General features: G+C 62.2%; 21 protein-coding genes and 1 tRNA gene. 7 read left to right on the forward strand and 15 right to left on the reverse strand.

The features are described from left to right. Positions 1-54: 54 nt before the first annotated feature. The 4 genes from AB7532_RS22965 to AB7532_RS22980 are packed head-to-tail and all read right to left on the reverse strand — an operon-like array spanning position 55 to position 4247. The gene (locus AB7532_RS22965) at positions 55-849 is read right to left on the reverse strand and encodes an amino acid ABC transporter ATP-binding protein (RefSeq protein ID WP_441236980.1); all 795 of its coding nucleotides are present in this window, start codon (positions 847-849) and stop codon (positions 55-57) included. After that, the gene (locus tag AB7532_RS22970; protein WP_441236981.1) at positions 846-1979 is read right to left on the reverse strand and encodes an amino acid ABC transporter permease; all 1134 of its coding nucleotides are present in this window, start codon (positions 1977-1979) and stop codon (positions 846-848) included. Before AB7532_RS22970 ends, AB7532_RS22965 begins: the two co-directional genes overlap by 4 nt. Then, positions 1976-3169, reverse strand: a complete 1194-nt coding sequence (locus AB7532_RS22975; RefSeq protein WP_441236982.1) for an ABC transporter permease subunit — start codon at positions 3167-3169, stop codon at positions 1976-1978. The genes AB7532_RS22970 and AB7532_RS22975 overlap by 4 nt, the downstream gene beginning before the upstream one ends. A 49-nt stretch (positions 3170-3218) precedes the next feature. Next, positions 3219-4247, reverse strand: a complete 1029-nt coding sequence (locus AB7532_RS22980; RefSeq protein ID WP_441236983.1) for a transporter substrate-binding domain-containing protein — start codon at positions 4245-4247, stop codon at positions 3219-3221. 188 nt (positions 4248-4435) lie between these two features. Between AB7532_RS22980 and AB7532_RS22985 the strand changes: the two genes are divergently transcribed. Further along, positions 4436-5344 carry a LysR substrate-binding domain-containing protein gene (locus AB7532_RS22985; protein ID WP_441236984.1) on the forward strand — a complete coding sequence of 303 codons (909 nt, stop codon included), beginning with the start codon at positions 4436-4438 and terminating at the stop codon, positions 5342-5344. A 188-nt stretch (positions 5345-5532) separates the two neighbouring features. On the opposite strand, the gene AB7532_RS22990 is transcribed toward AB7532_RS22985, so the two are convergent. Together AB7532_RS22990 and cysE are read right to left on the reverse strand one after the other, a co-directional pair. Further along, positions 5533-5751, reverse strand: coding sequence for a DUF3126 family protein (locus AB7532_RS22990; protein WP_007602550.1), 219 nt, complete (start codon positions 5749-5751; stop codon positions 5533-5535). A 124-nt stretch (positions 5752-5875) separates the two neighbouring features. Further along, the gene (cysE, locus tag AB7532_RS22995; protein WP_441236985.1) at positions 5876-6700 is read right to left on the reverse strand and encodes a serine O-acetyltransferase; all 825 of its coding nucleotides are present in this window, start codon (positions 6698-6700) and stop codon (positions 5876-5878) included. A gap of 273 nt (positions 6701-6973) precedes the next feature. Between cysE and AB7532_RS23000 the strand changes: the two genes are divergently transcribed. After that, positions 6974-8350, forward strand: a complete 1377-nt coding sequence (locus AB7532_RS23000; protein ID WP_441236986.1) for a hypothetical protein — start codon at positions 6974-6976, stop codon at positions 8348-8350. Here the strand turns inward: AB7532_RS23000 and AB7532_RS23005 are convergent. Further along, the gene (locus AB7532_RS23005; RefSeq protein WP_441236987.1) at positions 8336-9091 is read right to left on the reverse strand and encodes an alpha/beta fold hydrolase; all 756 of its coding nucleotides are present in this window, start codon (positions 9089-9091) and stop codon (positions 8336-8338) included. The two genes, AB7532_RS23000 and AB7532_RS23005, sit on opposite strands and share 15 nt — an antisense overlap. A 35-nt stretch (positions 9092-9126) precedes the next feature. Then, positions 9127-10263, reverse strand: coding sequence for a hypothetical protein (locus AB7532_RS23010; protein WP_441236988.1), 1137 nt, complete (start codon positions 10261-10263; stop codon positions 9127-9129). Between the two features lie 321 nt (positions 10264-10584). On the opposite strand from AB7532_RS23010, the gene AB7532_RS23015 reads away from it, so the two are divergent. Beyond that, positions 10585-10830 (forward strand): zinc-finger domain-containing protein, encoded by a 246-nt coding sequence (locus tag AB7532_RS23015; protein ID WP_008562814.1) that lies wholly within the window; start codon positions 10585-10587, stop codon positions 10828-10830. A gap of 18 nt (positions 10831-10848) precedes the next feature. Continuing rightward, positions 10849-12051, forward strand: a complete 1203-nt coding sequence (locus tag AB7532_RS23020) for an FAD-dependent monooxygenase (protein WP_441236989.1) — start codon at positions 10849-10851, stop codon at positions 12049-12051. Positions 12052-12163: 112 nt separating this feature from the next. Here AB7532_RS23020 and AB7532_RS23025 read toward each other — a convergent pair whose 3' ends face one another. After that, positions 12164-12592, reverse strand: coding sequence for a twin-arginine translocation pathway signal (locus tag AB7532_RS23025; protein WP_441236990.1), 429 nt, complete (start codon positions 12590-12592; stop codon positions 12164-12166). Between the two features lie 173 nt (positions 12593-12765). Here AB7532_RS23025 and AB7532_RS23030 point away from each other — a divergent pair. Together AB7532_RS23030 and AB7532_RS23035 are read left to right on the forward strand one after the other, a co-directional pair. Continuing rightward, positions 12766-12854, forward strand: a tRNA-Leu gene (locus AB7532_RS23030). Positions 12855-13145: 291 nt separating this feature from the next. After that, positions 13146-17363 carry an NACHT domain-containing protein gene (locus AB7532_RS23035; RefSeq protein ID WP_441236991.1) on the forward strand — a complete coding sequence of 1406 codons (4218 nt, stop codon included), beginning with the start codon at positions 13146-13148 and terminating at the stop codon, positions 17361-17363. Positions 17364-17385: 22 nt separating this feature from the next. Here AB7532_RS23035 and AB7532_RS23040 read toward each other — a convergent pair whose 3' ends face one another. The 3 genes from AB7532_RS23040 to AB7532_RS23050 all read right to left on the reverse strand — a co-directional run bounded on the left by AB7532_RS23040 (position 17386) and on the right by AB7532_RS23050 (position 19302). Next, positions 17386-17586, reverse strand: coding sequence for a Fic family protein (locus tag AB7532_RS23040; RefSeq protein WP_441239339.1), 201 nt, complete (start codon positions 17584-17586; stop codon positions 17386-17388). A gap of 154 nt (positions 17587-17740) precedes the next feature. Then, positions 17741-18055: a hypothetical protein gene (locus AB7532_RS23045; protein WP_441236992.1), complete on the reverse strand. Its 315-nt coding sequence runs from the start codon at positions 18053-18055 to the stop codon at positions 17741-17743. Between the two features lie 2 nt (positions 18056-18057). Then, on the reverse strand, positions 18058-19302 hold the full coding sequence (locus AB7532_RS23050; RefSeq protein WP_441236993.1) for a hypothetical protein: 1245 nt from the start codon (positions 19300-19302) through the stop codon (positions 18058-18060). Between the two features lie 374 nt (positions 19303-19676). Between AB7532_RS23050 and AB7532_RS23055 the strand changes: the two genes are divergently transcribed. After that, complete coding sequence (locus AB7532_RS23055) at positions 19677-20927, forward strand: multidrug effflux MFS transporter (RefSeq protein WP_441236994.1); 1251 nt, start codon at positions 19677-19679, stop codon at positions 20925-20927. A gap of 203 nt (positions 20928-21130) precedes the next feature. On the opposite strand, the gene AB7532_RS23060 is transcribed toward AB7532_RS23055, so the two are convergent. The 3 genes from AB7532_RS23060 to AB7532_RS23070 all read right to left on the reverse strand — a co-directional run bounded on the left by AB7532_RS23060 (position 21131) and on the right by AB7532_RS23070 (position 26276). Next, positions 21131-22726 (reverse strand): glycosyltransferase family 39 protein, encoded by a 1596-nt coding sequence (locus AB7532_RS23060; RefSeq protein ID WP_441236995.1) that lies wholly within the window; start codon positions 22724-22726, stop codon positions 21131-21133. A 217-nt stretch (positions 22727-22943) separates the two neighbouring features. Continuing rightward, positions 22944-24545 (reverse strand): ABC transporter substrate-binding protein, encoded by a 1602-nt coding sequence (locus AB7532_RS23065; protein WP_441236996.1) that lies wholly within the window; start codon positions 24543-24545, stop codon positions 22944-22946. Between the two features lie 123 nt (positions 24546-24668). Continuing rightward, complete coding sequence (locus AB7532_RS23070) at positions 24669-26276, reverse strand: ABC transporter substrate-binding protein (protein ID WP_441236997.1); 1608 nt, start codon at positions 26274-26276, stop codon at positions 24669-24671. Positions 26277-26426: the final 150 nt, after the last annotated feature.

Below are 26426 nucleotides of genomic sequence, written 5' to 3' on the forward strand. Positions count from 1 at the left end.
TGTCATCCTCTTTCCAGGTGATCGGAGTTCTGCGTTGGCGTTGACTGCGGCTCGTCAGTGACGAAGCACGCGCGAGAGAAAGGTTCTGGTTCGTTCGTGCGTCGGCCGGTCGAAAATCTCCGCCGGCGTGCCGATCTCCAGGATGCGGCCGTGATCGATGTAGACGACGCGGTCGGCGACCTCGCGGGCGAAACCCATCTCGTGAGTCACGATCATCATGGTCATGCCTTCGCGTGCGAGCTCGCGCATGACGTCGAGCACCTCGCCGACCATCTCGGGATCGAGCGCCGAGGTCGGCTCGTCGAACAGCATGATATGCGGCTCCATCGCCAGCGACCGGGCAATGGCGACGCGCTGCTGCTGACCGCCGGAGAGCTGGGCCGGAAGCTTGTGGGCATGGTCTCGCAAGCCCACCCGATCGAGCAGCCGCAACGCGTTCGCCCTCGCCTCGTCAGGCTTGCGGCCGCGCACGCGGATCGGCGCGATCGCGACATTGTCGATCGCACTCATATGCGGAAACAGGTTGAACTGCTGGAACACCATGCCGACGCCCTTGCGGATCCTCGCCAGCTCCTTCTCGCCGCCGATGGCACGGTCGGCCTCCGTCGGCATGCTGAAGCCGTCCACGCTCAGCCGTCCGCTCTGGTACATCTCCAGACCGTTGACACAGCGGATCAGGGTCGACTTCCCCGAGCCGCTGGCACCGATGATGACGACGACTTCGCCGCGCCCGACGTCGAGATCGACATCCTTCAGGACATGGAATGCACCGAAGGACTTGTTGAGGTGGCCGATGCTGACGATGGCGTCGCGCGAGATCGTGGCTGCCGCATTCTGGATGGCGTTCATCGTGATCCCCTTGCGAGATGGGCTTCGAGGCGGCGCGAGGCGTAGGTGATGGCACCACCGATGGCGAGATAGACGGCGAACAGGAAGACGTAGATTTCGTAGGTCCGGCCGCTGGTCTGGGGATCAGCGAGGATCATCTGTCCGGCGCGCAGGAAATCGGTCAGCCCGATGATGAAGACCAGCGTCGCACCGTTGAAGATGTCGAGGATCTGTCCGACCAGCGAGGGAACGACGACCCGCAGCGCCTGCGGCAGGACGATGTCGACATTGAGCGTCCAGCTGCTCATCGCGAGCGACTTCGCCGCCTCGATCTGCCCCTTCGGGACCGCCTGAAGTCCGCTGCGGACATATTCGGCGACATAGGCCGCGAAGAACAGCGCAAAGCCGGCCATGCCGCGCAGCAGGCCCGGCACGGACGTATCCGGCGCCAGCAGCGGCACGATGATCCAGATCCAGTAGACGACGAGGATCAGCGGCACTGACCGCATCGTCTCGATATAGGCGGTCGAAATCACGCGCAGGCTGGTGATGCGGCTTTGCCGGCCGAGTGCGAGCAGGATGCCGAAAGGCAGGGTCAGGATCGAGACCGCTATCGTCAGGACGATACTGAGCAACAGACCGCCCCAGACCTCGAAGCCCGGCGGCGAGAGCACGACGAAGATTGCGATCACGCCGGCAAGAAGTCCTGACAGCACGATGCGCTGGTTCAAGGCCGAACGATCGACGCCGATCCATGCCGCGATGCCGAGCGCGGCACTGGCGGCAGCGAGCACGCCGGAATGCACGTCGATCGCGGCTGCGAGCGCTGCCGCAATCAGGATGACGACCAAAGCGACCGCTGTCAGCACCGCCCGGTTCGGGGGGAGCGAGAGGCCGAGCCCCGCGCCGAACATCGCGCAGAGCGTCGCGACGGCGAACCATGCTCGCCACAACTGGTCGGCGGGATAGATGCCGGTCATCAGCACCTTGAAACTGCCGCCGACGACCTGCCAATGCGCCTCGACCAGCGCCCAGTAGCCAAAGGCATAGACCGCCCAGATCAGCATCGGAATGACGACAAGGGACAACGCGACATCGAACGGCTTGGCGAAGAGATTGCGATGGACCCACCGCAGTGCGACCGCGCTCATCGCGTCCTCCGTCCATTGACGCGCGCGTTGACGCCGTTGACGCAGGCGCTGATGATCCAGCTCAGCGCCAGGTAAGTCAGCATCACGATCACGACGCCTTCGAGATTGCGCCCGGTCTGGTTCGAGACTGTGCCGTAGACGTTGAACAGGTCGGGAAAGCCGATCGCGATCCCGAGCGAGGTGTCCTTGGTCAGGCTGATGTAGCGGTTCGCGAGCGACGGCAGGACGATCCGGAAGACCTGGGGAAGGATAATGTCGCGCAGCGTGTGCGAGCGCGACAGGCCGAGCGAGGCAGAGGCCTCCCATTGTCCCTTCGGCAGCGCCTCGATCGCGCCGCGGACGATCTCGGCGACATAGGCGGAGCTGTTGACGACGATTGCGATGAGAAGCGCCGTCATCTCAGGTGAGATGGCAAAGCCTCCGCGCGCGCCGAACCGCGTCGCGACCGGCAGGTCGAGGCCGAGGGGGAAGCCGATGATTGCTGTCGCGATCAACGCCGAGAGCGCTGCCGCCAAGAGGACCAGGCGCCGTCGCGATCCGCGCAGAACCACGCAGGCGACGACCAGGGCGAAGGCCGCAGCGAGCAAACCCCAGGACGCAGCGCCGGCGCGCTCGGAAATCACAACACCGGGAAAGAACACGCCCGAGCGACTGGCAAGGAGGCCGCCAAACCAGTTCGAAGCGGCATTGGCGGGCGGAAATCGCAGGACCACTGCAAAATACCAGAACACGATCTGGATCAGCAGCGGCGTGTTGCGGATGGCTTCGACCCATCCAAAGCAGAGATTGCGCACCAGCCAGTTGGTCGAGAGCCGCCCGATGCCGATCAGCGTCCCGAATATGGTGCAGAGGACGATCGCCGAGAGCGCGACCTTCAGTGAATTCCACAGACCTGCCAGCAGCGCCTGAAGATTGCTGTGTGTGGGAGAGAAGAGCTCCAGAACCGGCCAGCCGCCCGCGAACGAAGGCACGAAGCCTTCACTGAGAGAGAAGTTCGCGATATTGCCGAGATAGCCGAACGAGAACTGGATGCCCTTGCGGGCGAGTGCTTCACGAACAGCAAAGCCAAGCCAAACGACCAGCCCCGCCACCACCATCACGATCGCGGCCTGCAACAGCCATTTGGACACGATCAGCAGGCCGCGCCGCGCCGGCGGGATGCTGTGATATTCGGCGATCTCTGTGCTCACGACGCCCTCGCGTGATCGAGGCGAGCCCCTCAGGCTCGCCTCATACGACTCAGTTCCACGGAGGCGAGTACTCGGCGCCGCCCTTGGTCCACATCGCGTTGGGCGTGCCGGCACGATCGATGAAGTAAGGTGTCTTGGGTCCGAGATTGCGGTCATAGATCTCGCCGTAATTGCCGACCGACCTGATCATGCTGGCGACGAAATCGTCGGCGACACCGAAATCCTTGCCGAAGCCGTCCTTCACGCCGAGGAATTTCTGCACGAAGGCGCTTTCGTCCTTCATCCTGTCGGCGAGGTTGGCTGTGGTGATGTCCCACTCCTCCGCCTGGAATAGCGCGAAGGTCGCCCAGCGCAGGAGATTGCGCCATTTGGAATCGTTGGCGATGACGAAGCCGGCGAATGGGGACTTGTTCAGCGTCTCGGGCAGGATCGTGTAGTCGTCCGGCTTGGGCGAGTTGCCGCGCCAGGAAGCCAGCGCGGATTTGTCGGTCGACATCGCGTTGCAGCGATCGCTCTGGAGCGCACCAAACAGCTTCTCGAGGTTCTCGAAGGTGAGGACCTTGGTGGTCTTGAAACCGCGCACGCGCACGAAGGCGGCGAGCGTGGCTTCGGTGCCGGAGCCCTGCGTCGTACAGATCGTCGCGCCGTCCAATTCCGCGACGGATTTCACGCCGGACGCCGCCTTCACCATCATGCCGGTGCCATCGTAGAAATTGATCGGCAGGAAATCGATGCCGATCGCGGATTCGCGCACCGGCTTGACGGTCGTGTGCGCGAAGACGACGTCGGCCTGTCCGGTCTGCAAGGCGTTGAAGCGGCTCTTGTCGGTGACGATGACGAAGTTGACCTTGCTGGCGTCGCCGAGAACCGCCGCCGCCATGGCGCGGCAGAAATCCGCATCGAGTCCTTCGATCTTGCCGGTCTTGGTGTTGAGGTAGCCGAAGCCAGGGGCCGTGTTGTCGGTGCCGCAGTTGAGGACGCCGCGCTGCTTGACGTTGTCGAGGACGGCGGCGGATGCGCCTGAGGTCCACAGCGATGCCGCGGCAAACGCAGCCACCAGAAATTTGGAACGAGCCATCCGAGAACCCCTCTGTTGTCGTCACTCATCTCAGCCGGGCTTGGGATTTGGTCCTCTTGTGAAGCGCCCGGACTGCTCTGGACATGAAGGCTACAGGGGCAAAACAATTCTGGTCTACTTAATTAATTTTGCCATATACATTAGAAAATATGCATGATTGCGTTCTGGGCATTTGCTGGAGCTAACCTATGGATTTCGCCCGACTCCGCACGCTTCGTGAGCTTTCGCTGCGAAAAACAATGGCAGCGGTGGCCGAAGCCTTGTTGATCTCTCCGTCGGCCGTTTCGCAGCAAATCGCGCAGCTCGAGGACGAGACCGGGGTTGAGCTGGTCGAACGCAGGGGCCGCGGCGTGCGTTTGACGCCGGCGGGACAGCGGCTGGTGGACCATGCCGGACGTGTCATTGGCATTCTGGAGGAAGCGAAGACCGATCTTGCGGAATTGAAGAAGACCGTCGCCGGCGAGTTGCGCGTCTCGGCGTTTCCCTCCGTCGCCGCATCGCTGATTCCGCCGACGATCCGCGCGATGTCGGCGCGCTTTCCTGATCTCGCGACGATCTTCGAGGAGCTGGAGCCCGACGACAGCCTGGCGGCGCTGCGCGCCTGGCAAACGGACGTCGCGATCGTCGACGACCTCACGACGTCGGCGGGCCTTTCGGAGACGCAGGTCGAGATGCTGCATCTTCTCGACGACCATCTCCACGTCCTGCTGCCGCGCGACCACCCGCTGGCCGAGCGCCCTCACCTCACCTTGCCTGAGCTTGCGGCGGAGCGATGGGTTCTCGATACGACGTCGGCCACCTATTCGGACGTGATCGTCGGTGCCTGCCGCAATGCCGGCTTCGATCCCATCGTCAATGCCCGCTGCCACAGCTTCGAAGTGGTCAGGGCCATGGTCGAGGCGGGCTGCTCGGTCTCGATCAATCCGGGGCTACGCGGGCGCGATCATATCGGCACGCTGCGTCTCAAGGAGATCCGGCCGATCATCACGCGGCGGATCTTCGTCGCGTTTCGCACCGGTGAACGGCGCAATCCGGCGATCGCCGAATTCGTCGGCGAGCTTCGCGCGGTGGCGGCGTCGATGACGGCGCGGCGGTGAAGGGCTAATCTTCGTCATTGCGAGCGCAGCGAAGCAATCCAGAATCCCCCCGCGGAAAGACTCTGGATTGCTTCGCTGCGCTCGCAATGACGATGTGGAAAGAGCGCGCCTCGCTGTTCGATGCGCGCCTCGGACGCAGCGTAGCGTCAGCAATTTCTGGACGCTACGCTCGCAATGACGTGCGACGACTATTCCTGATCGACGAGATCGTCTTCCAGGATCGCCATCTGGAACTGGAACGAGCGATCGTCGTCCTCGTCGTCGACGAAGAGCACGCCGATGAATTCCTCGCCGATGTAGACCTCGGCGGAATCATCCTTCTTCGGCCGCGGCACGACGCGGATCTTGGGATTGCCGAATACGCGCTTCAGATACGCGTCCAGCTTTCTGACTTCTTTGACGTCCACGGCAAGTCTCCGATCGAAATTGGCTGGCCGCGTTTTAGGACGAGACGCGACGAACCGCCAGCACGAATTGCCAAAGAATTTGGGGACGAAAAGGGCTGGAGAATCCGGCCCTTAACTCACGAGCTTAAAGGCCCATGGCGTTGATCATCTGATCCATGGTGCGTGACGGTTCGGCGCAGCCGGCCTCGCCGACGATCTTGGCGGGCACGCCGGCGACCGTGACGTTGTGCGGCACGGGCTTGACCACGACCGAGCCGGCCGCGATGCGCGCGCAATGTCCGATCTCGATGTTGCCGAGAATCTTTGCGCCGGCGCCGATCAGAACGCCGTGACGGATCTTCGGATGACGGTCCTCGTTCTCCTTGCCGGTGCCGCCGAGCGTGACGCCGTGCAGGATCGAGACGTCGTCCTCGATCAATGCCGTCTCGCCGCAGACGAAGCCGGTGGCGTGGTCGAGGAAGATGCCGCGGCCGATGCGCGCGGCGGGATTGATGTCGGTCTGGAACACCGCAGACGCACGGCTCTGAAGATAATACGCAAAGTCCTTGCGGCCCTTCAGCCAGAGCCAGTGCGCAAGGCGATGGGTCTGGATGGCGTGAAAGCCCTTGAAGTACAGCAAGGGGTCGATGAAGCGCGAGGTCGCGGGATCGCGGTCGTAGACGGCGACGAGATCGGCGCGGAAGGCGTTGCCCAAGTCGGGATCGTCGCGCAGCGCTTCGTCATAGGTCTGCCGCACCAGATCGCCCGACAGCGCGGAATGATCGAGCCGGTCGGCGACACGATGGATCACCGAATCTTCCAGGCGGCTGTGATGCAGCACCGTCGAATAGATGAAGGTCGCAAGCTCGGGCTCGCGGTGGACGATGTCCTCCGCCTCGCCGCGGATCCGATCCCAGATCGGATCGAGCGTTGCGAGCTTTCCTCCCGGATTGACCTGATGCACTGCCATGGAATCTGCTCTTCCGATTGCTCGTTTGGCTGGCTCTATAACACAGTCTAGGCGACGAAGTCCTGACGGGCTTGCCTGAGAGTGAACAGCATCTTGCCCCGCGAAAGCATGCCAACGCGTTGAAACACAACAGTTTCTTTTGGCGCCCCCAAGCGGCAAGTCGGCTCAAAATGGTCAGGGTTTCGCCAAATTCAAGCCGGGCGGCCTCAAACTATTGGTGAATTCTCTCCCTACCTCCGGTGCGGGCATGGTCCGGACGAGGACGGAGCGGATTTGAGCATCACCACCGAACAATCGCGCGCACGCGCCGCGGATACCCTTGGCCTGCGGCTGGCGGCGATGGCCCTGCCCCTGCTCCTGATCGCGCCGGCGTTCTGGAACGGCTATCCGCTGTTGCAATGGGATACCGGCGGCTATCTGGCGCGCTGGTACGAAGGCTATCTCGTCCCCAGCCGCTCCACCGTGTTCGGCCTCTATCTGCATTATGGCGAAAGCTTCGGCTTCTGGATCAACCTCGCGGTCCAGTCGCTGGTGACACTGTGGCTGCTCCAGCTCACCTTGCGCGTGCTCGGCCTGATGCAGACGTTTCGCTTCGTTGCGATCAGCCTGCTCCTGATCCTGTCGACGGCGCTGCCCTGGATTGCGAGCATGCTGCTCACCGACATCTTTGCCGGGCTCTCGATCCTGTCGCTGTTCCTTCTGGTGGTTGGCGCAAGCCGGACCTCGACGTTCGAAAAAATCTCGCTGTTCGTCTTCACCGCCTTTGCCGCCGCGACCCACAGCGCCACGCTCGGCGTGCTGCTCGGGCTGTGCGTCGCCGGCTGGATGGCGCGGCCGTTGCTTGGGCGCCGTCTCCCGATTGCCGGCTTGGTGCGAGCGAGCCTGACCATCGTCGTGGGCGGCCTGATGCTGGTGGTGGCGAACCACGCGCTGTCGGGCAAATGGGCCTGGACGCCAGGCGGCTACGGCGTCGCCTTCGGCCGCATGATGCAGGACGGTATCGTCGCGCGCTTCCTCAGCGATCGCTGCCCGCGCGAGCACTTCAAGCTCTGTCCCTATCGCAACGAATTGCCGGCGACCGCCGACGAATTCCTGTGGGGCAAGAGCATGTTCAACACGCTCGGCCGCTTCGAAGGCATGAACGACGAGATGGGATACATCGTCGTGCATTCGCTCGCCGACTATCCGGCCTGGCAGGCCGGTGCAGCGCTGCGGGCGATGGGCCAGCAATTGGTGCATGTCGCGACCGGCGAAGGCGCCAGTGTCTGGCTCGGGCACACCTGGGGCATCATCGAGCGCTACATCCCGGGGCAGGTCGCGCAGATGCGCGCGGCGCGGCAACAAAATCACGGCCTCGATTTCGATTACGTGAATTGGCTGCACGTCCCGGTCGCGCTGGCCTCGATGCTGGCACTGGTCGCGCTGCTCGCGCATGCGCTGGCGAACCGCCGGTTCGACGATTTGACGCTGCTGGCCGCGACCGTCACGCTGGCGCTGCTCGGCAACGCCTTCATCTGCGGCGTGATCTCCGGGCCTCACGACCGCTACGGCGCGCGAATCGTGTGGGTCGCGACCTTCGTGGTGCTGATGGCGCTGTTCCGTACGTTCGGCGACGACAGCAAAGCGGACGATCCATCAGCCGCGGCGTGAGAGAAAATCCAGCACGCCGGTCTTGTAGACCTTGTCGCCGACCGCACGCATGTGGTCGCGGTTCGGGATGTCGAGCACTTCCGAACCCGGAATGATCGCGCCGAGCGCGCTGGCGGAGCCCGCGACGTCGTCGGTCGAGCCGACCGCGATCAGCACGGGCACGTCGATGCGCGCGGCCTCCTCCTTTGTCATGAGATCGCGCGTGCCGCGCAGGCACGCGGCAAGCGCCACGCGATCGGAGCGGGTCTGATCGGCGAACGCACGAAACGTGCGGCCGACGGGATCGGTGACATCGTCGAGCGAGGGTGCCTCCAGCGCCTTCGCGACATTCTCGCCGGGACCGGTGCCTTCGATCAGGCCGCCAATGCCGATGCCGCCGAGGATCGCCGAGCGCAGGCGCTGCGGTTCGTTGAGGGAGAGCCAGGCCGTCATCCGCCCGCCCATCGAATAGCCCATGATGTCGGCCTGCGGGATCCCTAGATGATCCATCAGCGCGAGCACGTCGCCGGCCATGGTCGGGATCGAGTACTGCGCGGGCTCGTAGAGCTTTGCGCTTTCGCCATGACCGCGATTGTCGAGCGCGATGACGCGACGGCCGTTCTTGCGCAGTTCCGAGACCCAGGTCGGATAGACCCAGTTGACGTTCTTGCTGGAGGCAAAGCCGTGCACCAGGATGATCGGATCGCCCTTGCCTTCATCGAGATAGGCAATTTCAACGGCGCCGTTGTGAAAGCTCGGCATCAGCAGTTCCGTGGTGTTGTGGGGAGGAGTTGATCTTAGGCCGTCGCGGCCGCATTCGCCAGAGCGGCTTCAGCGGCGGCCTGCGCCCGGCGAAGCCGCCGCGCCCGTCTGCGATCGCACCAAGCCTGGGTCAGACGCTCGGTCATGGCCTTGATCGAGGACAACAGGCCGAACAGCGTCAGTGCCGCGCCGAACAGCCAGAGCGCCAGATCAAACATGCCGCCGACCAGCAGCAGCGCGCCGCGGCCGAGCAGCTTCATGATCGCGCGCGTCTTGCCCCCTTGCGCTTCCGCAAGCCGGGCCGCGCGCGCGACGTCCTTGGGGCCTTCGGCGATGCGCAGCGTATCCATGGCGCCGCGGGTGCCGGTCTTTTCGGCGACGCGGGTGACGTCCTTGCCGAGCCGCACCAGCGCGCCGGCCTTCTCGACGCGGAACGCGGCCTTGATCGCGCTGACGGTCTCGCCGGGACGGAACACGGAACCCTTGGCGACCGCGTTCTGCAGCATCGGCCCATCGATGACCTCGCGCGCCGACCTGCCGGCCCACACGGCAAGTCCCTCGCCGAGCCGCCCGACCTTGCGCGCATCCTTCACCAGCGTCAGACCGGCCCGAACCGGCGCGGCACCGCCGACCGACACGTAGGTCACGGCCGTCACCGCAAGGCCCGCGGTGGCCAGACCGAGCACGAGGTGGTCGGTGTCCTCGCCCATCGCGAGGTGCTTGCCCTCGCGCACGACGTCCCTGATGTCGCCGATCACGAAGAGATCGCCGGCGACGGTTCCGGACAGGCTCGCGACGTCGTCGGCGGTGCCGGTGACGAGACCGGTCGCGAACCGTTTTGCGAAGTACGACGTGGAATTCTGGTCCTTGACCGCGTCGCTCACGCGATTGAGCAGGTCGTCCGGCAGCGCGATGTTGCGGTCACGCGCCAGCGCGACGAAGCTGTCGGCGAGATCGGCATCGCCGGCAGCGAGCGCGGTCTCGATCTGGTCCTGAACCAGCCGATCGTTCTGCTTCAGCAACGCGTCGAGCTTGAGCTCGGACAGCGCGGCCGGATCGTCCTGGGCGGCAAAAAGCGCACCGGCCTCGCGGGCATGCGGCGCGACCTGCGCGAGCACGAAGCCGAACGCGGCAATCCCGGTCAACGCTGTGCTGATTCGCAGCCACTTCATGTCGTGAGCCTGGACGGTCCTGAGATCATTTGCCTGAGATCAGTTGCGGTCGATGGTTCGTCTTTCGTCGCAATTTCGCTCGTCCCCAGACATAGTATGCCAAAATTGCGACACAACGTCCCCGACGAAAGAAGGGCTTCTCTCAGGCCGCAAGATTGTGTCGAATTTGCATGAGCAAATGAGCATGGGGCAATTGCGAACCTTTCGGTTCCGCTGGACTAGCAATCATCAACACCCGCCAGTATGGTCCGCGGCGCCTTAAAGATGCCGCGTCAGTTTTTGATTGTATCTGCCGCCATTGCCACTCCAGGATGAACTACGATGTCCGACCATGTCGTCCCGCACTTCCATAACGATGCCGGTGTCCCCGTCATCGAGATCGGCTCGCAAGAGTTCATGTGCGTCGGCGCCAACCCTCCGTTCGATCATCCGCACGTCTTCCTGGACCTCGGCAACGACAACGAGATCATCTGCCCCTATTGCTCGACGCTGTACCGTTTCGCCGCCGACCTGAAGCCGGGCGAAGCCCGTCCGCCGGAATGCGTGCTGAAGGACAAGGTGGCCTGACCGCGTCCCCGGTCAGGGGTGGCGCTCTCCCGAACGATTGTCATCGCCGGTGCCGGCATCGGTGGACTGACGGCCGCGCTGGCGCTCGCGGCCCGCGGCTTCCGCATCGTCGTGCTGGAAAAGGCCGAGCGGCTCGAAGACGTCGGCGCCGGCCTGCAACTCTCCCCCAATGCCAGCCGCGTGCTGGTCGGACTCGGCCTGACCGAACGCCTCAAGCTGCGCGCCGTCACGCCCGAGGCGCTCTGCGTCATGAGTGCACGGGCCGGCGGCGAGCTGCTGCGCATGCCGCTGGGTGAAGCGGCCTCGGCGCGCGCGGGTGCCCCCTATTGGGTGGTGCACCGTGCCGATCTGCAAGCGGCGCTGGCCGGCGCGGTTGCCGATCATCCCGACATCGACCTGAAGCTGGGTGCGACCTTCGAGGATGTCGCGCCCCACGCCAAGGGACTGACGGTGGTCCATCGCAGCGGCACGATCCGCCGCAGCGATCTCGCCAGCGCGCTGATCGGCGCCGACGGCATCTGGTCAACGGTCCGCCAGCATCTGTTTCCCGAGGTGCAGCCGCGCTTCTCCGGCCTGATCGCCTGGCGCGGCACGCTCGACGCGACGCAGCTGCCGAAGGATTTTACCGCGCGGCGGGTGCAGCTCTGGATGGGGCCGAATGCCCATCTGGTCGCCTACCCCATTGCGGGCGGGCGCCAGATCAACGTGGTCGCGGTGCTGCCGGGCACCTGGAACAGGCCGGGCTGGAGCACGCCGGGCGATCCGTTCGAGGTGATGGACGCCTTCGCCGCGCCGCGCTGGCCACCGGCAGCCAGGATGATGCTCACCGCAGTCGACAATTGGCGCAAATGGGCGCTGTTCGGCGTGCCCGACGGCTGCCCCTGGAGCGACGGTCCGGTCGCCCTGCTCGGCGATGCCGTGCACGCGATGCTGCCTTTCGCCGCGCAAGGCGCCGGCATGGCGATCGAGGATGCCGCCGTGCTCGCGCAGCATCTGAGCCTCGAGACCGCCGAGAACGCCGCGGGCATCAGTGCGGCGCTGAAGCAATATGGCCGCGCGCGTCAGGCCCGTGTCAGGAAAGTGCAGCGGACGGCGCGGCAGCAGGGCCGCATCTATCATCTCGGCGGACCGCTCGCGCTCGCGCGCGATCTCGCGATCCGCGCGCTCGGCCCGGAGCGCATGCTGGCGCGGCAGGACTGGATCTACGGCTGGCGCGTCTAAAGCGCGATGAATCGTCATCGCGCTTTAGGTTGTTGTTTGCACATGATGTTTCCGGAAAACCGCTTCGCACTTTTCCGGATCATGCTTTGGCACGGACGCACCCGTGGCCCACTCACCGATTGGTGCTGCCGGGCTTTGGGGCGGGCTTGATGTCCGGCCGTTGCGGCGGCGCAGAGGCCGGCGCCGGCGCACCGGGCGGCGTTTCCCGGCACCTGTTGCGGCGCCAGGCGTCTTCGGCGAGCTGCGCCCGCCCGCGCACCGCAACATAGTCGTTGCGATAGGCGAGCTCGGAGACGACGGCGCCACCGGCCCCGGTCTCGGCCTTTTCCATCAGCTTCTGCAACTGCTCGGTGCGGGCCGCGAGCGACTTGCGCTCGGCCTCGAGCTGCTTGCAATCGTACAGTTCGTACGCCCCGGGGTCGGCAAAGGCCGGAGCGATCGTCTCGCTCACGCCGGCGCAGCCGGACAGCACGGCGCCCGCCGCAAGCAGCGCGAGAAGCGCGCCCGCGCCGCGCAGGCGATGAGACAACGAAGCAGTCATGAGCGATGAATAGTCCCCGTGGATTGAGAATGCCTAAAGCAACAACAGATGTCCGGATTGAGGCTTTGCCTTGCGCGGCCGGCTCGCTTAAGGAAGAACCACCCCTCCGGCCCGCGCAACACCAATTCCAGACGGCCGGCAAGGGACTTAAGTCTTTGATCTCCTTGGATCAAGCGGGCATGGCGGAATTGGTAGACGCAAGGGACTTAAAATCCCTCGGCGCGCAAGCGCTGTGCCGGTTCGACCCCGGCTGCCCGCACCATCGGAGCTGATTGGCAAGACGCAGAATGGAAGCACCCAAGAGCAGACCTCCGCGGTAACGAGGCGAACTGCCCGCCAGGCACACGGGGTTGCGTAATCCCGAAGCGTGCCCGCGCAAGTACGTGCGTCGGTGGTAGTGTGCACTGTCACCGTAATTCCGAGGGTTGGACATTTTAACTCCTTGACGGCCGAAACGTGCAGGGGATCGCCGAATGAATTTGTCACCAAGCCAATCGCGCTTTGCGAGCATAATTTATGGCCAGCCACCTAGGAGTTGCCTATAATTTCCAAGATGCCACAATTCTACATTCACAGGAAACTGCATCGGAGCGACACGCTCGTTGAAGACAATGAGCTCATCGGGCGAACCGGCGTATTCGTCGTGTTGGCGGAACCGGGCGCCGGCAAAACCGAACTGCTCGACTTTTTCAGCCGCAGCTATGGAGTCGCCCGTGAAGCAGCTAGCCTCTTCGTTCACAGATCGCCCACACAGCAGACCGTTTTAATAGTCGACGCCCTAGACGAAGTCGCTCGCATCGGCGAAGAGAGAATCAACGAGATCATCGTTAAAGCCCGCGCAACGTCGGCAGGTACAATCATCTTTGCTAGCCGTTCTTACGTTTGGGATCAGGCCCGCAGCGCAACCGTACGCGACTGCTTCGGAAGCGAACCAACAGTCTTGCGGCTCGAGCCTTTCGACGATGATGAACAACACGCCCTTTTTACCAACTATTTGCCGTCAGAGAGCTTCCAGGTATTCAAAGCGGAAGTAGCCCGCTTCGAACTGTCACCTCTGCTCGGTAATCCTCAGTTCCTGAAACTATTCGCCGACGCATACATCGAGGGTGGAAGACGGTTCACGTCTAAGAAGCAAATCTACACTGACGCTGTACGCAGGCTCGCAAGCGAACGAAGAACGGTGGCGACCGCAACGCAACGGCCAGAAATAAGGGCTATCATAGCCGCTGCGAGTGAAATCTTTTCCAAGCTGCTTCTTTCCGGAGCGACCGGCGTTTCTGTCAGCGAGGAGATCGACGGCAACGACTATCCCTACTCCCGCGTTGTCAGCTCCGACGCCCACCTTGCGGCTTACGCCTTGGACACGCGTCTTTTCAAGCCGACGGATTTCGTCAACCAACACGACCCCGTGCATCGCATTGTCGCTGAATATTGTGCCGCCGACCATCTCGTCGGGTGCATCGAAGCGCCGACAAACACACTTTCACTCAAGCGGTGCCTCGCTGTGATCGCGCCAAACTCAACAGTGAGAGATGAACTTCGAGGCCTTTTAGGTTGGATGGCATCGTTGGGTAGTCGCGATATGCAGGAGACCATTGTTAAGCTAGACCCGTATGCTGTCTTTGCGAACGGCGATGCATCACAACTTCATCCGTCGATCAAACACCTCTTGCTGGATGGACTACGGACACTCGCAGAAGACGATCCGTTTTTTCGACGCATGGACGCGTGGCGAAGGTTCAATGTCGCTGGCTTTTTCACCGCGGACATGGTCGCACACGTCCGGCCCCTACTCTCCCCAAAGCATTCCGACACACACTTGCGCGGGCTGATGCTAGAACTTCTATACGACACTGAAGCCGGCAAGGGTCTTGAATCGGAGTTTCGGCAAATTCTTCGAGATACTGGCGCTGAAGAAACTGAGCGACAGCAGGCGTATCAGAATCTTGCCGTTATATCGAAGCCGGGCCTAGGCGGTGATTTTGACGCATTGGTCAAAGAGGCTTCGCGCGACTCTCTCGATATCGCTTCCACGATGTTGAAAGAAAACGGAATACATTATTTTGGTCAAACCCGTACTTCAAGGCTACTTGACGCACTCTCAAGGCTATACCGCACCGTTAAAAACCCCGGTTATCGCGATGGGTCGCGATACTTCATCAGGCGGCTGATATCGACCTTTGGCCTAAATGACACGCAGCACTTTTTGGATGCCATCTCACGAAACATCCGCTGCACCTGCGGACAAGCGAATCAACACCGCTGCACGTGCCGAAGAGGTAATAGCAAAATTGCCGGGTATCTTCTTGATCGCTACTTTGAAACAATGGTCGGTCCGCACGACCCGCGCCAGATCAAACGATGGACGGAACCGCTTCATTTCCGCGGACGTGTACACGCGGATCAGAGCTTCTCTGTCGGCGCGCTGACGCGCGATACGGGACTCAGAAGAGCCGTCCAACTGTTGATGCTCGACGGGCTCACCGAGCTCGAAGAGATAGGCGACAGGATGGTGAACTTTTTCATGAGTTCGACCCATTCCGGCTTAAGCTTCTGGGACGGAGATTATGAAGCACTGGTTGACCATGCGATGGCGACCAACAACTACGCTCTCTGGCAGCACCTAATTGTAACTCATAGTCCCTACGATTCTCGGAAAGGACCCTACCCGCTTCGCGCAAAAATGCGTTCCCAGGCGCGTTCCTCTCTCCACCTGCTTCAGGTTTGGTCGAAGGTGAACCGCGATCATCGCATACGTCAGCAGCGGGATTTTGTTAGATTTGGTCGCTCAAACAAACGACTTCGCCGGGAAAACGCGGAGCGAAAGGCTGCTTTACTTTCTAATTTTGAAGAAAATCGCCAACTTATCGAAACTGGACGCCACTGGGGTTGGCTGAGAGCTTTAGCGCAGCGCTTTCTTTTCGGCGCTCATGAGGATGACTTGGTCATTGAGGATCAAGTTATAGAGTCCGCCTTACTCAACTGCTTCGACTTCTTGGCCTCGGTAATCCCCTCGCTGGAGACTTTAGCCGAGCGCGGAAGAACTGACATTCAAATGGCACTAGAAGCAGCGTGCCTTATGACTTTTCGCAAAACGGGCAGGCTCGATAACATCTCACACGATATTTTGCGTGCGGTAAAGGCGGGAACTATCGGTGGATCAGCATACCGTGAGGGTGAAGCAGGGCAGCTTGAGGACCATATTGATTCACTTATTTTTCTTTCCGATGCGGACCGGATTGAGTTTGCCAGGCGACTCATCGAACCCCATGTCAACCGCACCGGTGATGCGCCCACTAATGTGCCGTTGCTTAACCACCGTCATACCTTCGACAGCGTTAAGGGCGCTCTCGCGATTGATTGGCTGACTCGCTATCCTGCCATGCCGTGGTATGCCCTCGAAACGCTTTTCGGTATCGCCGCCACTCACGCTGACAGGTTCGATCTTCACGCCTTAATCGAGGCGCGCTGTAATGACCCAATTGACCGGTCAGAAAGCGGTGCACAGCGGCGCACGTTTTGGCTACTCCGTCACTTCTTTTTCATCCTTCCTACCTCTGATGAGAAATGGACCGAGCTCAGCGCATGTTCGAAGGCCATTTTTGAGATTGAGCGTTACGCTGGAAGATTTGAACGCCACGACGCGAAAGGTTGGCCTCAGCTCAACGCCCGGCAGGTTTTCCGGGTTCTCGACGCATTCGTCGTGGCATGGCCTAAAGTGCCGCTGCCGAGCAGTTGGGGTACTGGAGATCCGGAAGAGGAAACGGCTTATCGATTCTTGACTGACGTGATTTTCCTCATAGGACGGGATAATCCTTCAAACGCGATCCCGATATTCGATCTGATATTGGCCGGTCAAAAATTTGAAGGGTTCTATAACGCCATAAAGAGCCAGCGCGCAGATGCAGTTAGGAAACAGGCGCTTTCGGGCTTTCGTCCGCCTGCTCCAGAGGCTGTGGCCAAGCTGTTGGATAACAACAAGATTGCATCGGTCGAAGACATGCGCGCTCTCCTCGTAGAGCTGCTCGATGAACTTCAGCACCGACTTAAGGGAGCCGCGACAAATCCCGTTAACGTCTTTTACGCGGGCGATAGGCGCGTAAACGAAAATACGGCGCGCGACCGCGTTGTTGAAATGCTAGACGCTAGGCTCCGCGCCTTGAATCTTGGAGTTGTGGTTGAGCATCAGATGGTCGATTCAACGCGTTGCGATATTACCGCCTCCACCGTCATCGACGGCATCCCTGTCGTCCTCGTGACTGAAGTCAAGGGACAATGGAATCCCCAGCTCTTTACCGCAGCCTCCGTTCAGCTTGCCCGCCGATATACAATTTATCCTGGAGCCGCAGACCAAGGTGTGTATCTGATCTTGTGGTTCGGCGATGATGTCACTGTCGCGGGACGCAAAATGCCGTCTCTCAATACACCCGCGCTGCTTCGCAGTGAGACCATCGGGAAAATGCCCGCTGAGCTCAAAGGCCGCATCGACGTCTACGTGCTCGATGTCTCTCGCACAAAGGCCGCAAACTCGAAGAGGAAAAAGGTAGCGAAGAAGATCCCGCCGCTGAAGTCGTTTGCAACGCGGCCAGCGAGATCTCGAAAAAAGGCTGGCCCAAAGCGGTTGGAACAGCCATCGCAAAATGATGCACCTAAGTTTCTCGCGAAGAGACACACGAAAGGAGCAGCAAAGTCTGGCGCAGGGAAACTGAGGGCTACCTCACCGCGGACTAAAAAGATCAAGACAAAGAGAACTAAGAAGTCTCATGGCTGATGAGGCACTGAGTGGACGATCGCTAGAGTCTCGCTACGCGCGCGTATGAATTGATGGGCCGGGCTGGATTGCCGCTGAGCTTCGACATCTCCCGGTCAATGCGCTCGGGATAGCAGAACATGCTCCCGCCCTTTAAAATCCGGACCGTGCGGATGTTCCCCGACCAGTCATAGACATTCTGGAACAGGTGCCGGTGAATGGCCCGGTAGTGGTGGTATGTCAGCTTGCCGGGCGGAAGAGGTCCCTCGGCCCTTGAGCGACGATTTCCGCCTCAAATGCGTCGAGGTCCCGCTGGGCCTTAAGGTTGAGCTTGTTCTTGAGAACCGTCGTGCCCGGATAGCAATACGGGTCTTCACCGGCATCATACATTGAGCTGACTAGCCCTTCTTGTGGGCTTTGACGATTTCGCGACGCCGTTCTGCGGCAGACAATCCGAGGCGGCCGAATTGCGCTACGCGCTTCCGCATCGCCGTTGACGGCGAAATGCCCTCAACGGCACTGATCTTGGCAAAGCGCTCGCGGCCGATAACGACCTTGGCAACGCGCTTCTTGGCGGAGGACTTCTTGGCGGGCATGGGCGAGTTATACCACAAGTCGCAACGCACGCCACTTCGGCGCACAACCGCTGTGCTGGTTCGCCCCCGGCCGCGCGCACCATCGGAGCTGACGTCCGACGCGGCGACGTTCGTCACGATTACGAGCCTGCTGTCTCCAGCCGCGTCGGCTCAGCGCGAAAGTCGAGCAGTAGAATCCAGAAGCCGATGAGCGCGATGATGAGGAGGATGAAGCTGCCTTCGAATGGCGTCCCCAGCAGAGAGATCAGCGCCGGGAATGCGAGACCGGCGGCGAGGAAGGCCGCGAGTGCCATTGCCGGAAGATCGACGATGAGAACCGCGGCATAGAGCGCGAGTTCGAAGAAGGCATATTCCTTGAGGCGCGGCGAGCTGAGATAGAGCGCGAACATCGCGAACACCGTGATGCGCATGGCGGCACGGGGATGATCCATCAGCCAGCGATCCAGTCGCGCAGGAAGCCGCTCCCCTGCTTGCGCCGGCCGGCTCGCGACCGCGCGCAGCACGGACAGCGCAAACGGCACCACGACGAGCGCCAACGCGGCGAGCGCATAGATTACGAGCGCGACCGGCTTGCTGTCACCGAGCCCGATATGAGCCATCAGGTCATGCGCCGCCAGCAGCAGCGACGGATTGAGTTCGAAGAGATCGACGAGGTGCTGGTCGGGGATCTTGCCGGCCATCGCCAGCTGCCAGCTCGCGAACAGATCAGGGTATCCCAGCCGCGATATCAGGATCGGCAATGCGAAGCCGACCGTCGCCGCTGCGATCAGCGTCAGCTTGCGGCCGCGCGGCAGCGGCAGGAAATAGAGCGCGGCCAGCACGGGAAAGAACACCAGCTTGAACGACATCACGACGCCGAGCAGTGCCGCCCCCGCGAGACGCAAGGCGAAGCTTTGCTTCTCTGACGCTTCAGGTGTGAGAGGAAGCAGCAGAAGCCTGAGCGCGATCGCGGTCATCACGCCGCTCAGGATCGCGAAATTGCCGGACGCCTGCACCCACTCGAAGCCGACGAACGCACCGAATACGCAGAGCAGCCTGAGCGCGACATCGCGTGCGCCCGGACGCGTGCGGCCGAGACCCGGCAGCAGGAGCCCGCAGAGCACGGCGAGCACCGGAAAGATGCTCTTGAAATGATCGACCAGAAACCCGCCGGCGCAGAACGGGCGGAAGACGTCCAGCGTCACCGGCAAATAGGGATAAGAGAGCTTGGTGCCCTTCAGGTTCTTGACGAAATAGGGATCGAGCCCGTCGGCATAGGCATCGACCGCCGCGCAATTGACGCGGGTGTCCCAGCCATACTTCATGTCGAGCGTGGCGTCGTTGGCGAGATTGCCGAACACCAATAGCGCCGTTAGTGCGATCACGCAGGCCAGCCAGATGTTTCGCCGCGACGCTGTGTCGGCCGAGGGTTCCAACCATCGTGCTGCACCGGTGACATCGGACACAATCGAATACCTTGCTGGCTGGTTTCGCTCGGCGCCAGGCCGGCGCCCTGTCCGGCCAACATGGACAGGATGGGTTGCAGATTCATCTCCCTGATGCACCGCCCCCGCTCTTATGGTGAATCCCTGGTTGCCGGCGCTCCGTCCGGACGGCACCCGGGGCGACCGCCAGCTGCGAATCCCCGTGGTGCGGACTTCACCATTTCTTGTCCGCCCGCCTGCCAGCCATCCCGAAACATGGGTTGTGCGCCGCACCATAGCGAATAGAACAGCCTCACATTTCAGAGGTGAGCTGCTTGTCCGACGTCAATGCCGACGATTGGGTGTCCTCGGGACACCGCCCCATGGGTTTTCCGGAATTCGTCATCGTGATCGCGTCCATCATGGCGCTCAATCCGCTCGCGATGGACATGATGCTGCCGGCGCTGCCCAACATCGGAGCAGCCTTCAACATTCCCAACGCCAACCACCTGCAACTGGTGCTGTCGACCTTCCTGATCGGCTTCGGCGCCGGCCAATTCGTCATGGGGCCGTTGTCGGACCGCTTCGGCCGCCGCCCGGTACTGCTCGGCGGCATGGCGGTCTATGCGGTGGCGAGCGTGCTGGCGATTGCCGCGCCGTCATTCGAGACGCTGCTGCTGGCGCGCGCGCTCCAGGGCTTCGGCACTTCGGCAACGCGTGTCATCGCCACGTCGATCGTACGCGACTGCTACGTCGGCCGCCGCATGGCGAGCGTGATGTCGCTTGCGATGATGATCTTTATCGCGGTCCCCGTGGTCGCCCCCTCGTTCGGACAGGCGGTGCTGCTGGTGACGGCGTGGCGCGGCATCTTCGTCGTGCTGATGCTCTATGGTCTGTTCGCGCTTGCATGGAGCGTGTTGCGGCTGCCCGAGACGTTGCCTGAGAGCGAACGCAGGTCGCTCGCACCGGCCGACGTGCTCGCCGCGTATTGGCAGACCGTGACCAACCGCCAGACCATCGGCTACGCGCTTGCGGCCGGCTGCGTCATTGGCGCGCTGTTCGCCTACGTCTTCGCGGCCCAGCAGGTTTTCGTCGGCATCTATCATCTCGGCCATTATTTTCCGCTCGCCTTCGCCGCGATCGCGGCCGGCACCGCCGTCGCCGGCTTCCTCAACGCCAAATTTGTCGGAACTCTCGGCATGCGCGTGATCTCGCACGGCGCGCTGAGCCTCTACACCGCGGTCGCGGGCGTGATGCTGCTGACGGAAATCCTCGGCATATTGCCGCTTCCCCTGTTCATGGTGCTGTCCGCCCTGATGATGTTCTCGTTCGGGATGATGGTCGCGAACTTCACGGCGCTCGCCATGGAGCCGCAGGGCCATATCGCCGGCACCGCATCCTCGCTCTACGGCTCGATCACGACGCTGATCGGCATCGTCGTCGGCATGGCGATCGGCCAGAGTTTTGACGGCACGCTGCTGCCGTTCTCGGTCGGCTTCTTCCTGTCGACGCTCGCCGCGCTTGCGATCGTGCTGGTGGTGGAAAAGGGACGGCTGTTCAAGCCGCATCACCGTCCCATCGGTTAAGGAACATACCGGCCGCGTCGATGTTGTAGTGCAGCAATTCGAAAGGCGCTCCAATGGAACCGGAACATCGACAAGACCGCACTGCCTCGGACCGGCCAGTGCCGGAGCGATCGGCGCCGAAGACCGACAAGACGGCCTTCACCGCACCCTTCGCAAGCGAAGGCCTCGAACAGGTGCGCGGCAGCCATTGCTGAGCGCGCGCCCTACTCCGCAGCACGTCTGCTGGCACTGAAATCGTCGGCAGCGCTCTCGGGCGCCGCGCTTCCCGCGCGCGGCGGCACCATCAGCACCACCAGTTCCCGTGTGACGCCGGGCCGTCCCCACAACGCGGCCTGCACGGCGAGTTCGCGCTTGACGACGTGTCCGGCGCGAGCGGACACCCACTCCATCCATCGGTTGCAATAATCCTGGCCACGAAAACAGAGCGCGGCCCAGCCGCGATCGAGCGTCGTCTTGCGCGGCAAACCCCACGTGTATTGATACTCGAACGGTCGCGCATAGTGCGGATGATCCGGGCTGTAGAACGCCGTCGCGAAGGCGAGCGAGTCGTCGCCGCTGACGGCGGCCAGCGGCTGGCCGGTCAGCTCGCGCCACTCGCGCGTCAGCTCGTTCGCAGCCTGGACGTAGAAATTCCGGCCCTCTTCATAGCCGTGATCGTTCCGATAGACCGCGTGGATCGGTGCGGCGACAAGGACGGCCGCAAGCGCGACGCCGGCGGCGGTCACCGTGACATTGACGGTGTAGAAGCGCTCGATCGCATAGCGCGTGCCGCAGACCACGAGAACCGCGAACAGGAACAGCCCCTGCAATGCCCAGAGCGACGGCAGATCCGTGCCCATCGCGAGCGAGGTCAGCACCGGCAGCACGATCGTGCCGATCGCAACATAGAAGAGCAGCCGCAGGCCCGGACTCATTTCGGCGAAATCGGCTGGAAACTGTTTGAGCCGCGGGCCGGCGACGAACACCCACAGCACGGCCGACACGCTCATCGCCGCCATCAATCCCAGCAGGAAATTCCTGACCTCACCGAGCGAGCTGATGGCGTTTCCGTTGGCGTGGTTCATCGCATAGGTGAACGTCGAGGCGCCCGTCGTCGCGAGCCAATAGAGGTGCGGCGACAGCACGGCGAGGCCGACGACGAGCGAAATCCAGGGCGAAGCCGAGGTGAAATAGCCGCGCCGCGCCGGATGCGCCAGCGCAGCAAAAGCAAAGCTGGCGACGAGAAAGATCGAATAATACTTGCCGACCATGGCCAGCGCCGTCGTGCATCCCACCGCGACCGCCCACAGCGGGGCGCGGGTCTCGAACGCGCGCAGGAAGCACCAGGTCGCCAGCGGCCAGACCGCGAGCAGCACCGCATTGGCATTGAAGCGCTGGGCGTGGAATTGATAGGCCGGCGTCAGCATCAACAGCAGCAGCACCAGGATGCGCTTGTGCCCCGTCACGAATTGACGCGCGACCAGATCGACGAAGACCAGCGCCAGTCCCGCATTGGCCATCGCCATCAATTGCAGCGACCAGTCGCTGAGCGGAAAGACCGAGGTCCAGCCGGCGGCGATCCAGCCCATCAGTGGCGGATGCTTGTGATAGCCGAAGGCGAATTTCCGTCCGAGCGTCCAGGCTTCGAGCGTGTCAGGATGCAGGCCGCCACCGGCATAGGCGATGGCCAGATAAAGCGTCCAGATCGCAACGAAGCACGCGATGAGAAGCGGCACGGCCCAGCCCGCTTCGACACCATCGAGCCAGCACAGGAATGGCCGGCGCCATCGCGCCGGCGCGCGATCGGACCGTTCGGCCATCGCCTGAAATGCAAAATCAATCGGCAAGGGAATCAAATGAAAGAAGGGACGTGATGTGCGAGCGATGCACATCTAGTTCAGAGCAGAAACAAATAGCAATGAAAGCAGACTGGAAGAGCTCAAAGCTGACGCGAGGCTGACAAGCGACAACGGCGCCGCTGATGACAGCGACGCCGTTCGATTGATCGGGAAGAAAAGTGCGAGACGCACCCTCGCCTTACTCGGTCTTGTCGATGTTCCAGAACACGGGGGTCGCCGGGCCGTCGATCACGCCGGTGAGCGACTTCCGCCATGCGCTCGGAATCTGGAACTGACCAAGCGGCATGTAGAGCACCTGATCGTAGGCTTCCTTCTGGATCTCGGCCGCGATCTTCTTCTGATCGTCGAGCGAGGCGGCCCGGACGAAATCGTCCTTGAGCTGCTCGATCCTGGCATCCTCCGCCCAACCGAACCAGCCGCCCTTCTTGCCCTGGCCGCCGACGGCAACGTTGGAGATCGGGTTGGACGCGTCGGCGCTGACCCAGTTGGTGATGAAGATGTTCCAGCCGCCCTCCTTCGGGGGCTTCATGCTGGCGCGCCGGCTCACCACCGTCTGCCAGTCGGTGGCCTGAAAATCGACCTTGAAGCCGGCGTCGCGCAGTTGCTGGGCCACCACGATCGGTTGAGCCTTCAGCGTCAGCACATCGCCCGGCGCCATGAGCACGATTGGTGTTCCGTCGTAACCGGATTCGGCGAGCGCCTTCCTGGCCGCGGCCATGTCGCCGCCTTTCGCAAGCGTCTCGCCGCCAATCTCCGTCGCGAACGGCGTGTCGCAGATGAAGGCCGCCGCGCATTCCTTGTAGAACTTGGGATTGCCGATCAGCGCATCCAGGACGTCCTTCTGCTTGATCGCCAGGAAGGCCGCGCGGCGGACCTTGACGTTATCGAATGGCGGATGGAGGAAATTCATCCGCGCGCCGGTCTGGAAGCCGAACTTGTTCAGGATGTCGAGCTTGAGCTGCTTGTCGGCTTCGATGGTGGGCAACATGTCGATGGCGAGATTTTCCATGAAATCGACGTCGCCCGACTGAAGCGCGTTCAACGCCGTCTGCGCGTCAGGCATGGTGATCCATTCGACGCGGTCGACCTTCACCACCTTGCCGCCGGAGGTCCAGCTCGCCGGCTCCTTGCGCGGCACGTAGTCGGTGTTCTTGACGTAGATCGACTTCACACCAGGCTGGAATTCGCTCTGCACGAATTTGAACGGGCCGGAGCCGATCTGCTCGGGGATCTGCTTGTCCACCGGCGTCTCGGCAAGACGCTTCGGCATCATGAAAGCCACCCGCGACGACGGCTTGCCGATCGAGTCCAGCACGAGCGCGTAGGGCTCCTTCAGCTTCAGCGTGATGGTCTTGGGGTCGCTCGCCTCGATGCCGGCGGTGAACAGCATCATCTGCTGCCCCATGCCGTCGACAGCGGCCCAGCGCTTCAGTGAGGCAACGCAATCTTCCGCGGTCACCGGCGCGCCGTCATGCCACTTCAGACCATCGCGCAGCGTGAAGGTGTAGGTCAGCTTGTCGTCGGAGATCTTCCAGTCCGCCATCTGCGGCTGGATCTTGAAGTTCGAATCCGTCGCGATCAGGGTGTCGAAAACCATGTAGCCATGGTCACGCGCGATATAGGCGCTGGTGAAAATCGGATCGAGAACGCGCAAATCCGAATGCATCACGGCGGTGATGGTCTTGCCGGCGGCAAGAACCGGCGAGGCGAGAGCCGAAAGCGCGACGACTGAGATCGCAAGTGTGGAGACGAACGTCCGGCGCCGCATGAGTTGGAACACTGAAGTTCTCCTGGAAGTTTTCTTGAGAAGCTCTCTTGTGAAGTTCCTTTGGCGAGCGGCGCCGCTGATGACAGCGGCGCCGCGTATTGGTCGGGACGAAAGGGTTTTGGATACGCCCTCGCCTTACTCGGTCTTGTCGACGTTCCAGAACACCGGGGTCGCCGGGCCGTCGAGCACGCCGGTCAGCGACTTGCGCCACGCGCTCGGCGCCAGGTACTGACCGAGCGGCACGTAGATCACCTGGTCATAGGCTTCCTTCTGGATCTCGGTCGCGATCTTCTTCTGATCGTCGAGCGAGGCGGCACGGACGAAGTCGTCCTTGAGCTTCTCGATCTTGGCGTTCTCCGCCCAGCCGAACCAGCCCTTTTTGCCCTGGCCGCCGATCGACAGATTGGAGATCGGGTTGGAGACGTCGGCGCTGACCCAGTTGGTGAAGAACATGTTCCAGCCGCCCTCCTTCGGGGGCTTCTGGCTGGCGCGACGGCTCACCACCGTCTGCCAGTCGGTCGCCTGAGCGTCGACCTTGAAGCCGGCTTCGCGGAGCAACTGCACCGCAACGGTCGGCTGCGCCTTCAGCGTCACGACGTCACCGGGCACCATGACCACGACGGGGGTGCCGTCATAGCCGGACTCGGCGAGCGCCTTCTTGGCTTCGGCCATGCCGTTGCCCTTGACCAGCGATTCCGAGCCGACATCGGTTGCGAACGGAGTGTCGCAGATGAAGAAGGCGCCGCAGATCTTGTAGTATTTGGGATTGCCGACGAGCGCGTCGAGCACATCCTTCTGGTTCATGGCCAGAAGTGCTGCACGGCGGATCTTCGGATTGTCGAAGGGCGGATAGAGGAAGTTCATGCGACCGAGGGTCTGGTAGCCGAACTTGTTCAGCGTCTCGACCTTGAGATCGGCATTGCCTTCGAGCACCGGCAGCAGATCCCACGGCGGCACTTCCATGAAGTCGATGTCGCCCGATTGCAGCGCGTTCACCGCGGTCTGCGAGTCCGGCATGGTGATCCACTCGACGCGGTCGACCTTCACCACCTTGCCACCGGCAGTCCAGCTCGCCGGCTCCTTGCGCGGCACGTAATCGGTGTTCTTGACGTAGACCGCCTTCACGCCGGGCTGGAATTCACCCTGCACGAACTTGAAGGGGCCGGAGCCGATCTGCTCGGGGATCTGCTTGTCCGCCGGCGTCTCGGCGAGGCGCTTCGGCATCATGAAGGCCACGCGCGAGGACGGCTTGCCGATCGATTCGAGCACCAGGCCGTAGGGCTCCTTGAGCTTCAGCGTGATGGTCTTGGGATCGGTCGCCTCGATGCTGGCCGTAAAGGTCATCATCTGCTGGCCCATGCCGTCGACCGCGGCCCAGCGCTTGAGCGAAGCGACGCAGTCTTCCGCCGTCACCGGCGCGCCGTCATGCCATTTCAGGCCGTCGCGCAGCGTGAAGGTGTAGGTCAGCTTGTCATCGGAGATTTTCCAGTCCGCCATCTGCGGCTGGATCTTGAAGGTCGAATCCGTCGTGATCAGCGTGTCGTAGACCATGTAGCCATGGTCTCGCGTGATGTAGGCGGTGGTGAAGATCGGATCGATGATGCGCAGATCCGAATGCATCACCGCGGTGATGGTCTTGCCGGCCGCAAAGACCGGCGAGGCCATTGCGGTGGACAACGCGACGACCGACAGCGCGAGTGTGGAGGCGAACGCGCGACGCCCCCGGCGCATCAAGCTCAACATAAAAGTTTCTCCTGACGTGAAACTGTTCAAAGGCAGATTATTGGTTGAGCATTCGGTTCGTTCCTTGGGCGAACTAACCTCATGCAATGCCTTTATCTTTTCGAGACTTGCAGACAGTGTTGAGCGCGTCAATCCGGTTTCGGTGCAGCC

The sequence above is a fragment of the Bradyrhizobium sp. 930_D9_N1_4 genome (genome assembly GCF_052076015.1).
Classification (GTDB): domain Bacteria; phylum Pseudomonadota; class Alphaproteobacteria; order Rhizobiales; family Xanthobacteraceae; genus Bradyrhizobium.